The organism is Streptomyces sp. HSS9-12, assembly GCF_054963655.1.
Genome location: NZ_JBUEGC010000044.1, coordinates 47,553 through 60,420, shown reverse-complemented (window position 1 = coordinate 60,420; position 12,868 = coordinate 47,553). Strand labels below are relative to the sequence as shown.

7 protein-coding genes are annotated in these 12,868 nt (G+C 73.2%); 5 read left to right on the top strand and 2 right to left on the bottom strand.

What is annotated here, in order from left to right; all coding sequences use genetic code 11:
- The first annotated feature begins 222 nt into the window (after nucleotides 1-222).
- Both recN and ACY34J_RS22000 read left to right on the top strand, forming a co-directional pair.
- Nucleotides 223-1,956 (top strand): DNA repair protein RecN, encoded by a 1,734-nt coding sequence (recN, locus tag ACY34J_RS22005; protein WP_462728238.1) that lies wholly within the window; start codon nucleotides 223-225, stop codon nucleotides 1,954-1,956.
- 301 nt (nucleotides 1,957-2,257) lie between these two features.
- The gene (locus tag ACY34J_RS22000; RefSeq protein WP_462728231.1) at nucleotides 2,258-3,397 is read left to right on the top strand and encodes a glycosyltransferase family 4 protein; all 1,140 of its coding nucleotides are present in this window, start codon (nucleotides 2,258-2,260) and stop codon (nucleotides 3,395-3,397) included.
- 267 nt (nucleotides 3,398-3,664) lie between these two features.
- On the opposite strand, the gene ACY34J_RS21995 is transcribed toward ACY34J_RS22000, so the two are convergent.
- Together ACY34J_RS21995 and ACY34J_RS21990 are read right to left on the bottom strand one after the other, a co-directional pair.
- Nucleotides 3,665-5,284, bottom strand: a complete 1,620-nt coding sequence (locus ACY34J_RS21995; RefSeq protein ID WP_462728230.1) for a PucR family transcriptional regulator — start codon at nucleotides 5,282-5,284, stop codon at nucleotides 3,665-3,667.
- A gap of 262 nt (nucleotides 5,285-5,546) precedes the next feature.
- A complete protein-coding gene (locus ACY34J_RS21990; protein WP_462728229.1) occupies nucleotides 5,547-7,355 on the bottom strand; it encodes a glycoside hydrolase family 15 protein in 1,809 nt (602 codons plus the stop codon).
- Nucleotides 7,356-7,760: 405 nt separating this feature from the next.
- Between ACY34J_RS21990 and ACY34J_RS21985 the strand changes: the two genes are divergently transcribed.
- The 3 genes from ACY34J_RS21985 to ACY34J_RS21975 all read left to right on the top strand — a co-directional run bounded on the left by ACY34J_RS21985 (nucleotide 7,761) and on the right by ACY34J_RS21975 (nucleotide 12,760).
- Nucleotides 7,761-9,425 (top strand): CTP synthase, encoded by a 1,665-nt coding sequence (locus ACY34J_RS21985; protein WP_462728237.1) that lies wholly within the window; start codon nucleotides 7,761-7,763, stop codon nucleotides 9,423-9,425.
- 98 nt (nucleotides 9,426-9,523) lie between these two features.
- Nucleotides 9,524-10,150, top strand: a complete 627-nt coding sequence (locus ACY34J_RS21980) for an NUDIX domain-containing protein (protein ID WP_462728236.1) — start codon at nucleotides 9,524-9,526, stop codon at nucleotides 10,148-10,150.
- Nucleotides 10,151-10,528: 378 nt separating this feature from the next.
- A complete protein-coding gene (locus ACY34J_RS21975; protein WP_462728228.1) occupies nucleotides 10,529-12,760 on the top strand; it encodes a tetratricopeptide repeat protein in 2,232 nt (743 codons plus the stop codon).
- Nucleotides 12,761-12,868 lie beyond the last annotated feature (108 nt).

Below are 12,868 nucleotides of genomic sequence, written 5' to 3'. Positions count from 1 at the left end.
TCCCCTGGGCCTGGCGCCCGGGGGGAGGACCCCCAGTAGCTGGGGGAATGCCCCCGGGGAGACGGGGCCGAGCGCCCGGAGGCGAGCGAACAAGCGTGTGCCCGGCGGGGTCCTTCGTGCCGGTGAATTGCCCGGTCCGCACGGCGACGCGCCGCTGTTCGTGGGGGAGCACGTCGCGCACCCCCCACGGGACCTCGTAAGGTCGTCTCCGTGTTGGAGGAGATGCGGATACGGTCGCTCGGGGTCATCGACGATGCCGTCGTCGAGCTGTCGCCCGGCTTCACCGCGGTGACCGGCGAGACCGGCGCGGGCAAGACGATGGTCGTCACGAGCCTCGGCCTGCTGCTCGGCGGCCGGGCCGACCCCGCGCTGGTCCGGATGGGATCGAAGACCGCGGTGGTCGAGGGGCGGATCACCGTCCCGGCCGGCGCGCCCGCTGCCGTGCGGGCCGAGGAGGCCGGCGCCGAACTCGACGACGGCGCACTGCTCATCAGCCGTACGATCTCGGCCGAGGGGCGCTCCCGAGCCCATCTCGGCGGCCGCTCCGTGCCGGTGGGCCTGCTCGGCGAGCTCGCCGACGACCTGGTGGCGGTGCACGGCCAGACCGACCAGCAGGGGCTGCTCCGGCCGGTCCGGCAGCGCCAGGCGCTCGACCGGTACGCGGGCGACGCCGTCGCCGCACCGCTGGCGAAGTACGGCGCCGCCTACCGGCGGCTGCGTCAGGTCGCCGCCGAGCTCGACGAGCTGACCACCCGCGCCCGCGAACGCGCCCAAGAGGCGGACCTGCTGCGCTTCGGCCTCGAGGAGATCGCGGCCGCCGAGCCGCGGCCGGGTGAGGACGCCGAACTCGCCGCCGAGGCCGAGCGGCTGGGCCACGCCGAAGCCCTCGCCTCCGCCGCGACGGCCGCGCATCGGGCGCTCGCCGGGGATCCGGAGGACCCGGAAGGCGTTGACGCGGCGACGCTCGTGGCCGGTGCGCACCGGGCCCTGGAGGCCGTACGGTCCCACGACCCGGCGCTGGCCGCGCTCGCCGACCGGATCGGCGAGATCGGAATTCTGCTCGCCGACGCGGCAGGGGAATTGGCCGGCTACGCCGACGACCTGGACGCCGACCCGATCCGGCTGGCCGCGGTGGAGGAGCGGCGTGCGGCACTCACGCAGCTGACCCGGAAGTACGGCCAGGACGTCGGCGACGGGGGGTGTGCCGGGGTGCTGGCCTGGGCCGAGCAGGGCGCGGCGCGGCTGACGGAGTTGGAGGGCGACGACGAGCGGATCGGCGAGCTGACAGCCGAGCGGGACGCGCTGCGCGGGGAACTCTCGGAGCTCGCCCAGTCCCTGACCGACGCCCGGCGGGAGGCGGCGAAGCGATTCGCCGACGCGGTCACCGCCGAACTCGCCGAACTCGCCATGCCGCACGCGCGCGTGAGCATCGAGATCCGGCAGACCGACGACCCGGACGGCATCGAGGTCGACGGCCGTACGGTCGCATTCGGGGCCACCGGCGTCGACGAGGTGGAGCTGCTGCTCGCGCCGCATCCCGGGGCGCAGCCGCGGCCCATCGCCAAGGGTGCCTCGGGTGGTGAGCTGTCCCGCGTGATGCTCGCGGTCGAGGTGGTCTTCGCCGGCTCCGACCCGGTGCCGACGTATCTGTTCGACGAGGTCGACGCGGGTGTCGGCGGCAAGGCGGCGGTCGAGGTCGGCCGCCGGCTGGCGCGGCTCGCCAAGTCCGCGCAGGTTGTGGTGGTGACGCACCTGCCGCAGGTCGCGGCCTTCGCCGACTGCCATCTGGTGGTCGAGAAGACCAACGACGGGTCGGTGACGCGCAGCGGCGTCAAGGCGATGGAGGGCGAGGACCGGATCCGCGAGCTGTCGCGGATGCTCGCGGGGCAGGAGGACTCCCAACTGGCCCGCGCCCACGCTGAGGAGCTGTTGGAGACGGCCCGCGCGGGGCTCTGATGCAGGCGCTTCTCACGGGCGGCGAGCGTGATGGTCCGGTGGGCGGTCTGTGGACATTGAAGCAGTACGTCGTTTGCGGCACTTCGGACGGCTGAGCCCGCCCGACCGGGGACCTGGGGTACGCTGCGCGGTCATCCGGACGGGTGACCCCGTTCGGACGGGGGCACGGCCCGCACACGGAAACTCCGGGAGCGCGGCGCCGGGGCCGCCGCCCGGGCTGGCATCCTGGGGAGTGAAGCCCCACCTTCCTTCCGCGCCCTCACCCCCGCACGTTCGACGCCGACTCAGGAGCTCCACGCAGGTGAGCAGCACACCGGTCCCGCCGCACGGGCAGTCGCCGTTGCACGCCGTCGAGGTGCTGGGGCACGGCGGCTCGGGCAGCGGTGCGCACGTCCGCTCGCTGGCGGCCGGGCTCGTCGCGCGCGGTGTACAGGTGACGGTCTGCGCACCGCACGGCGCCGACCTGATCTACGACTTCACCGGCGCGGGAGCGCGCTTCGCGCCCGGCCCGGTGCGTACGGACCCCGGGGCCGTCGCCGCGCTGCGGGCCGTTTGCGCATCCGCCGACCTCGTGCACGCGCACGGGCTGCGAGCTGCCGTACGAGCGGTCCTGGCGCTCGGCGGGCGCCCTACACCGCTGGTGGTCACCTGGCACACGCGGACGTACGTGGGGGGCGCGCGCCGCCATGTCGTACGCCTCATGGAACGGCGGGTCGCGCGGGCCGCCACTGTGGTCCTCGGGGTGTCCGCCGAGCTGGTCGACCGGGCTCGTCGGCGGGGGGCGCGCGATGCGCGGCTCGCGCCGGTCACTGCGCCGATGCCCCCTCCCGTCTCGCGGCGGCCGTCAGCGGAGACAGAGGATGGCGAGCGGCTGCGGAAAGCCCGCGCCGAACTGGGCGCCATGGACCGGCCGTTGCTGCTGGCCGTCGGCAGGCTCACGCCGTGCCAGGGCCACACGCTGCTGTTGGACGCGGCCCGTGTGTGGCGGGCGCTGGACCCGCAGCCGCTGCTGCTGATCGCGGGGGAGGGGCCGGAACGTACCGTGCTGCAGCGGCGTATCGACATGGAGGACCTGCCGGTGCGGCTGCTCGGGCGGCGCGGTGATGTACCGGAGCTGCTTGCCGCGGCCGATGTGGCAGTGCTGCCGAGCCGGTGGGAGGCGCGGTCCCTGCTGGCGCAGGAGGCGCTGCGGGCGGGGGTACCGCTGGTCGCCACGGCGGTCGGCGGGGTGCCGGATCTGGTGGGTGACGCGGCGGAACTGGTGCCCTACGGGGACGCCGACGCGCTGGCGGCGGCGGTCATCCGGCTGCTCGCCGATCCCGTGCGACGGGCGGAGCTCGCCGCGGCGGGGCGGGCCCAGGTCGAGACGTGGCCGACGGAGGACGACACGGTGGCGCAGGTGCTCAGCGTGTACGACGAGTTGGTGCCGGTGCGGCGGTGACCTCGGGGGGCAGGCGGCGGCGCGAGTCGGGCCGCCGGTCCGCGTCCGAGTGAGCTTGCCGCGGCCCGCCCCGTGCTTCCGGCCTGCCGCCGGGGGCTTCTCCCACCCACCCGCCCTTTCCGCAGGGCTCCCGGCCTTCGGCCGGAGATTTCCCGCCCATCCGCCCCCTACAGGGCGGCATCGCCGCTGAGGCCGGCTTGGCCGATCGCCTTGGCCTTGCCGACGGGTCGGTGACCCGGGCCGCGCCGTCCCGGAGGGGGACCCTTTTTACGGCGCGTGGCGGCGGGCCTGGAGGGCCAGGTTGAGGGTCAGGACCGCCTGAGGGTCATCCAGGTCCGTGGCCAGCAGCTGTGAGATCCGGGCCAGCCGGTCGTACAGCGTCTGCCGGTTCAAGTGGAGTTCGCGCGCCGTCTCCGCCTTCCGCCCCGCGTGCGCGAGATACGCCTCCAGCGTCGGCAGCAACGGCGGGCGCGCCGAGCGGTCGTGGGCGATCAGCGGGCCGATGGCCCGGTCCACGAAGGCCGCCAGGTCCGGATGGTCCCGCAGCCGCCACAGCAGCAAGTCGATGTCCAGCCGACGGGCGTCGTACCACGGCCGTGGCGGCAACCCCTGCGCGGCCGCCGCGGCCTCGGCGGCGTGCCGTAGGCCGGGGCCCGCGCTCGCCCAGTCGCCGGCGACGCCGACCACGACGGCGGGCGGCTGCACGCCGGGCCGCTCCAGTCCGGCCCGCTCGACGCCGGCCCGCAGGGCGGCGGCCACCCGGTCCGCGGCGGCCGAGCGCTCCGACTCCGAGCGCAGGCCGACGAGCAGGGGTACGCGCCCCTCCACCGGCCGTACGCCCAGCAGCACCGGCAGGCCGACCGTCGACAGCTCCTCCTGGACCGCACGGGCCAGCACCGCCCAGTCGCCCGGCGGAATCAGCTCGGCCGGCAGCCGCATGACGACCGGCAGCAGCAGCCCGTCGGCCGGGCGGAAGCCCAGCACCCGGGCCTGCGCGGGCGCGTCCTCCGGACTGGTGCGGCCCTCGGCCAGATCGGTGAGGAAGTCGCCCCGGCCGCGCGCCGCCAACTCCTCCTCCTGCCGGGCCTGCATCAGCACCACGGCCAGCAGCCCCGCCGTCCGCTCCGCCGCGATCCGGTGCACCGGCTCCAGCGGGCGGTCCACCGGCAGGATCACCAGCCGGGCCCGTACCGCGCCCGGCCCCGGACCGCCGCCCGGGATGTCCACGGTCACCCCGCCCGCAGGCGGCTCGGCTCCGCGCGTCGACCGCTGCCGGCGCAGCCCGTCCCACACCTGGACGGGATCCGCGGCGCCGCTCTGCCCCGCCGCGTACAGCAGCTGCCCGTCAGGTGTCTCCAGGAAGACCGGGTTCCCGGCGAAGTCGGCGAGCAGCCGTAGCACCTCCGGCGCTCCGCCGCCTCGCAGCAGCAGCTCCGTGCAGCGCCGGTGGATCTCCTCCGCGCGGCGCAGCATCGCGTAGTGCCCGTTGACGATCTCGGTGTGGATCTCCTCGGTGACGGTCACGAACGGCACCTGCCGGTGCAGCTGCACCAGCGGCAGCTCGCACGAGCGGGCCGTGTCCACCAGTGCGGCCGGCAGCTCGGTGAACCGTCCGCCCAGCTCCACCACGAGCGCCGCGATGCCCCGCTCGGCGAGCTTGCGGACGAAGCCGCGCTGCTCGGCCGGGCGCGCCCCGAGCCCCAGCCCGGTGGTCAGCAGCAGCTCCCCGCCCTTGAGCAGGGAGGCGATGTCGGGCACCTCTCCGGCGTGCACCCAGCGCACCGCGCGGTCCAGCCGGTCCTCCGACGCCACGACCTCGGGCAGCCCGCGGCGCAGGGCGGGCAGCTCCAGCGCCCGCCGCACAGTGATTCCCGCCTCCGCCTCCATGGTGCGGACGCTACCCCGGGCCTGGAAAAGGCGCACATCACCCCGTGTTACGGAGGATCGCAGCGGTCCGCACCGCCAGCCAACTCGACTGCCGGGCCAGGGAATACGTGGCTGCGTGTCGCACATCGACCTGGCCTGCGCCGGGTTCGGCGTTCGGATGCCCAACCTGCCGCACAAGCAGGCATCGCCACCGCGCCAAGCTCAACCTACGGCTTTCCGCCCGGACTTGGCCCGGTACCGGCGCCGGGGCCTGACCCGAGCCTCAGCCCCCGTACGCTCCGGAGGCGGTCAGCCGCAGTGCGGTGTCGATCAGCGGCACGTGGCTGAACGCCTGCGGGTAGTTCCCGACCTGGCGCTGCCGCCGCGAGTCCCACTCCTCCGCCAGCAGCCCCAGGTCGTTCCGCAGCGACAGCAGCTTCTCGAAGAGCCTCCGGGCCTCCCCCACGCGTCCGATCATGGCCAGATCGTCCGCGAGCCAGAACGAGCAGGCGAGGAACGCACCCTCGTCGCCCTTCAGCCCGTCCACCCCCGGCTGATTGCCCGACGTCGCATAGCGCAGCACGAAGCCGTCCTCGGTGGTCAGCTCGCGCTGGATCGCCTCGATCGTGCCGATCACCCGCTTGTCGTCCGGCGGCAGGAAACCCACCTGCGGGATCAGCAGCAGCGATGCGTCCAGCTCCCGCGAGCCGTAGTACTGGGTGAAGGTGTTGCGTTCCTTGTCGTAGCCCTTTTCGCACACCGTGCGGTGGATGTCGTCGCGCAGCTCGCGCCACCGCTCGAGCGGCCCCTCCACCACGCCGGACTCGATCAGCCGTACGGTCCGGTCCACCGCGACCCACGCCATGACCTTGGAGTGTACGAACTGGCGACGCGGCCCACGGACCTCCCAGATGCCCTCGTCCGGCTCGTTCCAGTGGTCCTCGAGGTACTGGATCAGCTTGAGCTGGAGCAGGGACGCGTAGTCGCTGCGCGCCAGGCCGGTCATCTGGCCCAGGTGCAGGGCCTCGATGACCTCGCCGTACACGTCCAGCTGCAGCTGCCCGGCCGCGCCGTTGCCGACCCGGACGGGCTTGGAGCCCTCGTAGCCCGGCAGCCAGTGCAGCTCGGTCTCGCCGAGTTCCCGCTCGCCCGCGATCCCGTACATGATCTGCAGGTTCTCCGGGTCGCCGGCCACGGCGCGCAGCAGCCACTCGCGCCAGGAGCGGGCTTCCTCGCGGTAGCCGGTGCGCAGCAGCGAAGACAGGGTGATCGCGGCGTCCCGGAGCCAGGTGAAGCGGTAGTCCCAATTCCGGACCCCGCCGATCTCCTCCGGCAGCGAGGTGGTGGGCGCCGCGACGATCCCGCCCGTCGGCCCGTACGTCAGCGCCTTGAGGGTGATCAGCGAGCGCACCACGGCGTCCCGGTAGGGGCCGTGGTAGGTGCACTGGCCGACCCACTCTCGCCAGAAGTGCTCGGTCGCCTCCAGGGACATCTCCGGCTCCGGCAGCGGCGGCGGCTCCCGGTGCGAGGCCTGCCAGCTGATGGTGAACGCGATCCGGTCGCCCGGCGAGACCGTGAAGTCGGAGTACGTCGTCAGGTCCTCGCCGTGTGTCGGCGCGGAGGTGTCGAGCCAGACGGAGTCGGGGCCGGCGACGGCGACCGTCCGCCCGTCGTTCCGGTGCACCCACGGCACCACCCGGCCGTAGCTGAAGCGCATCCGCAGTGCCGACCGCATCGGCACCCGCCCCGTGACGCCCTCCACGATCCGGATCACCTGCGGCGCCCCGTCACGCGGCGGCATGAAGTCCGTCACGCGGACCGTGCCGTGCCCGGTGTCCCACTCGGACTCCAGGACCAGCGAGTCGCCGACGTAGCGGCGCCGGTTCGCGCTCGGCGGCTCCGTGCCTTCCTGGTGTGCCGGACCCAGCCGCCAGAAGCCGTGTTCGTCCGTGCCCAGCAGGCCCGAGAAAATGGAAGACGAGTCGAAGCGGGGCAGACACAGCCAGTCGATCGTGCCGTCCCGGCAGACCAGGGCGGCGGTCTGCATATCGCCGATGAGTGCGTAGTCTTCGATGCGCCCGGCCACGTGCATCTCCAGTCGAACGGCTGGTCGCCCAATCTGGGCGTCTTGCGGTCAAGGGAACATTGACGAGCTCTTGTTCCGGAAGGCGGGGCGGGTGGTGCCGGCCGGCCGGCTCGCTGATGTGTCCGAGCAGGATACGACGCACGGTTGTTATCCGCGCGACCCTCTCGACATGGGAGATGAGCCGTACGGGTGAGCGAGTGACGTACGGGTCCGTGCGTGGCCGGAAGCGGTCTCGCCGTGTCGCTGATACCCTGGTAGCCCGTGGACCGGTGGGCCCCACCCCAGGTGACGGCACCCCCGACCGCAGCGACGGCACCCTCTCGGAACCTGCTTGGAATTTTCGCCATCAAGCATGGACCAGGGCGGGCCGATCCGCATGTCACCTCGCGACCACGGGAGCCCTTCTTGGCACTGCCGCCCAAATCCATGACGACCAAGCACCTCTTCGTCACCGGGGGTGTCGCCTCCTCGCTCGGCAAGGGGCTCACCGCCTCCAGCCTGGGCGCGCTGCTCAAGGCGCGGGGTCTGCGGGTAACGATGCAGAAGCTCGACCCGTATCTGAACGTCGACCCCGGCACGATGAACCCGTTCCAGCACGGCGAGGTCTTCGTAACCAACGACGGAGCTGAGACGGACCTGGACATCGGCCACTACGAGCGCTTCCTCGATGTCGACCTCGACGGCTCGGCGAACGTCACCACCGGCCAGGTCTACTCCACCGTGATCGCCAAGGAGCGGCGGGGCGAGTACCTGGGCGACACGGTGCAGGTCATCCCGCACATCACCAACGAGATCAAGCACCGCATCCGGCGGATGGCCACCGATGAGGTCGACGTCGTGATCACCGAGGTCGGCGGGACCGTCGGTGACATCGAGTCGCTGCCCTTCCTCGAGGCCGTCCGCCAGGTCCGCCACGAGGTCGGCCGGGACAACGTCTTCTTCGTCCATGTCTCCCTGCTGCCGTACATCGGCCCGTCGGGAGAGCTGAAGACCAAGCCCACCCAGCACTCGGTCGCCGCGCTGCGCAACATCGGTATCCAGCCGGACGCGATCGTGCTGCGCGCCGACCGCGAGGTCCCGCAGTCGATCAAGCGCAAGATCTCGCTGATGTGCGACGTCGACGAGGCCGCCGTGGTCGCGGCGATCGACGCCAAGTCGATCTACGACATCCCGAAGGTGCTGCACAGCGAGGGCCTGGACGCGTATGTCGTCCGCCGCCTGGACCTGCCCTTCCGGGATGTGGACTGGACCCAGTGGGACGATCTGCTGCGGCGCGTCCACCAGCCCGCCCACGAGGTCTCGGTCGCCCTGGTCGGCAAGTACATCGACCTGCCCGACGCCTACCTCTCGGTCACCGAGGCGCTGCGGGCCGGCGGCTTCGCCAACAACGCCCGAGTGAAGATCAAGTGGGTCACCTCCGACGACTGCAAGACCCCGGCCGGCGCCAAGCAGCAGCTCGGCGACGTCGACGCGGTCTGCATCCCCGGCGGCTTCGGCGAGCGGGGTGTCGACGGCAAGGTGTCGGCGATCACCTACGCCCGCGAGAACAAGATCCCGCTGCTGGGCCTGTGCCTGGGCCTGCAGTGCGTGGTCATCGAGGCCGCGCGCAACCTCGCCGGCATCGACGACGCCAACTCCACCGAGTTCGACCCGGGCACAGCTCACCCCGTGATCTCGACCATGGCCGAGCAGCTCGACATCGTCGCCGGTGAGGGCGACATGGGTGGCACCATGCGGCTGGGCATGTACCCGGCGAAGCTCGCCGAGGGCTCCATCGTGCGCGAGGTCTACGGCGACGAGGCGTACATCGAGGAGCGCCACCGCCACCGCTACGAGGTCAACAACGCCTACCGCTCGGAGCTGGAGAAGAAGGCCGGGATGGTCTTCTCCGGCACCTCCCCGGACAACAAGCTCGTCGAGTACGTGGAGTACCCGCGCGACGTGCACCCCTACCTGGTTGCCACCCAGGCGCACCCGGAGCTGCGCTCCCGCCCGACCCGCCCGCACCCGCTGTTCGCCGGCCTGATCAAGGCGGCTATCGAACGGCACGACGGGGCGCGCCCGCAGAACGCCTGAGCACGGCCGATACGGTTGCCGGGGTACGGGCCCGCACGGGCGCCCGGCCCCGGCACCAACTTTTTCGCGGAGGTCAACCAGTCATGGGCGAGCACAGCGTGCGCCTGCAGGACACCCCCGAGGAGTGGCCGGTCACGGCGACCGCCACGCCCTTCGTCGGCAACAAGACCAGCGTCCGGACGGACTCGGTGGTGATGCCGGACGGCAGCGTCGTCACCCGCGACTACCAGGTCCACCCCGGTTCGGTGGCCGTGGTCGCTCTCGACGACGCGGGCCGGGTGCTCGTACTGCGCCAGTACCGGCACCCCGTACGGCAGAAGCTGTGGGAGATCCCGGCCGGCCTGCTCGACGTGCCCGGCGAGAACCCGCTGACCGCGGCGCAGCGCGAGCTGTACGAGGAGGCGCACGTCAAGGCCGAGGACTGGCGGGTGCTGGCCGACGTCTACACCTCGCCGGGGGGATGCGACGAGGCCGTACGGATCTTCCTCGCCCGCGAACTTTCCGAGGCGGAGGGTGAGCGGTTCGAGGTCTCCGAGGAGGAGGCCGACATGGAATTCGCCCGGGTTCCGCTGCAGGACCTGGTGCGCGGGGTGCTGGCCGGAGACCTCCACAACAACTGCCTGGTGGTCGGCGCCCTCGCGTTGACGGCGGCCCTGGCGGGCGATGGCATCGAGGCGCTCCGCCCGGCGGACGCGCCTTGGCCGGCCCGGCCCTTCACGGCCTGACGCCTCCGGCGCGGTCGCGCCACCAACGACCCCTGCCGGTGCGTCTACGACGCTGACCGCTTCCGGCGCGGTCGCGTCACCAACGACCCCTGCCGGTGCGTCTACGACGCTGACCGCTTCCGGCGCGGTCGCGCCACCAATGACCCCTGCCGGTGCGTCTACGACGCTGACCGCCCCGGCGCAGCGCCGGGGCCGCGCGGTGCGCCGACCGCCGTCGTGGCGCGAGAGCGGCATGGCGGTTCGCTGATCCGATGCGGTGATTTTCAGCTCGCGTGTGCGCCCCGCTCTGCCGGGGCGCCTGCACGGGGTGAACTACGCTCGTGTTGTTCCCGTCCGCGCCCGCGGCGGGCTCGTGCGCAGGCGGACGGAGCGTGGCCCGTGACGGATCAGGCCGTGAACACCGACGGGCAGGCGAGCACGGCCCGGGCCGGAGTGCACGGGGCCGGCTCACCAGGCACACCGCAGGCGGGCGACAATCACGCCGCCAGTCCACGCACCACCGCACCGGTCGCCCTCCCGCAGCCCGCGCCCGAACCCGTTCCCCTCGCGTCCTCCGCCGCTCGTGCTCCAGGCGGTGGCACCCCGGCCCAAGGGAAGCCCGGCGGACGATTCGTCGGCCGTGGCCGGGAGCTCAAGGCCCTTCGCGAGGACATCGACCGGGCCGGACTCGACACCCTCTCCGGCCGCAAAGCCGTACGCAGCAGGGTGCTGCTCATCGCCGGCCGCCCCGGCTCGGGCCGTACCGCACTCGCCGAGGAGTTCGCCGGCCGGGTGGCGGCCGGCTATCCCGACGGGGTGCTGCGGGCCAGGCTCACCGCGCCCACCGGGGAGCCCGTACCCACCTGGCGCACCGCGCGCGACCTGCTCGACGCGCTCGGGGTGAGCGCGGCCCCCGGTGCCGACGAGGACGAGGTGACCGAGGTGCTGCGCGGCGCCCTCGCCGGACGGCGCGCCCTGCTGCTCCTCGACGACGCCGCCGACGCCGAGCAGGTGGATCCGCTGATCCCGGACGCCCCGGACTGCCTGGTGCTGGCGACGGCCGAAGGGCCGCTCACCGGCATCCCCGGCGTACGGCCCTGCGCCCTCGGCGGGCTCGGCCAGGCCGCAGCCGTCCAGCTGCTCGCCCAGTACTCGGGCCACACCCGGATCACCTGCGACCCGCGGGCCGCCGACGCCCTTGTCGAGGAGTGCGCGGGGCAGCCCGCCGCGCTCGTCCTCGTCGGCGGCTGGCTCGCTGCCCGGCCGCTCGCTTCGGTCGCCGATGTGACGCAGCGGCTGCGCGATCTGCCGCCGCCCGTGCCCGGCGGCTCCCGGCCGACGGACCGCGCCTTCCGGCTGGTGTACGAGTCCCTGCCGCAGCCCGTGGCCCGGATGCTGCGGCTGCTGGTGCTCGCCCCGGCCGGATTCGTCGATGCGCATATCGCCTCCGCGCTGACCGGGTGCTCGGTCTCCGTGGCGCAGTCCACCCTCCACGACTTCGCCGCGCACGGCCTGCTGCGGCCTGCGAGCGCGCCGCACGACGGACCGCACGACGGACCGCACGACGGGCTGTACCTGCTGCCGGGTTGCCTGGTGCCGCTGCTGCGCACCCGGCTGCGGGAGCAGGAGCGGTCGGCCGAGGTGCAGCTGGCGCGCGCCAGGATGCTGGAGCGGACCGTACGACAGCTGCAGTCCTGCCGGGCGATCGCTGAGCCCGTCGACTCCCCGGCCCGCCGGAAGCCGGCGGAGCTGCCGCGGGCCTTGCGCTTCCCGTCTCCCCAGGCTGCCGTCGGCTGGCTCGACTCACGGCTGCCGGCGCTGCTGGCCGCGGCCGCTGTGGCCGTGGAGGACGGCGAACTGGACACCCAGGCTCGGCGGTTGGTCTCCGCGCTCACCCGGGCGCTGATCGCGCACCGGGGGAGTGAGGGGGCCGCACCGGAGCTGTATCCGCTGCACCAGCTGGTGCTCGAGGTCGCCGAGCGGCGGGGCCTGCCGCTGGAGCAGGCAGCGGCGCTGCTCAACCTGGCCGATCTCGACGAGGCGGCGGGCCGGACCGCGAAGGCGCTCAGCCGCTACCGGGGCGCGCTGGACGCCGCACGCGCCGCCGGCGACGGGCCGCTGACCGGCCGCGCGTTGGAGTCCCTGGGCCGCGCGTACCAGGAGCTGGGAGACTGGCAGCGGGCCGCCGACTGGTACGGGCGCGCGCTGACGCTCCGGCTGTCCCGGGACGAGCTGGCCGAGGCGACGCGGCTGTACGGGCGGCTGGGCGAGGTGTACACCTGCGCCGGCCGCTGGGCCGAGGCGCTGCGGGAGTGGCGGGCCGCCGCGGCCGGTCACCGCAGACTGCGCGACCCCCAGGGCCACGCGCGGGCGCTCGCGGAGACGGCGCGGGTGCACGAGTGTGCCGGACGGCCCGAGGAGGCCCTGCGCACAGCCCGCGAGGCGCTGTCCTGGGCGAGAAGAGCGGGAGACCAGCGGCTGCAGGCCGCGGTGCAGCTACGGATGGCGGACACCCTCGAGGCGCTCGGGGATCCCGCTGCCGCAAGGCTGCATCGGGGTGCGGCTGAGACTCTCCTAGGCGATGGACCCCGTTCCGCCTACGAAATCCGTAGCGCCTGCACTGAAGATTAGTGCTTTGAAAGGCTAGACAGCGGGACATCCTTCAATAGACTGGTTGAGCCGCCCCATAGGAGCGGTGCTTACCGGTATGCAGTCGCATGCTGGGGTTTGTATGTAATC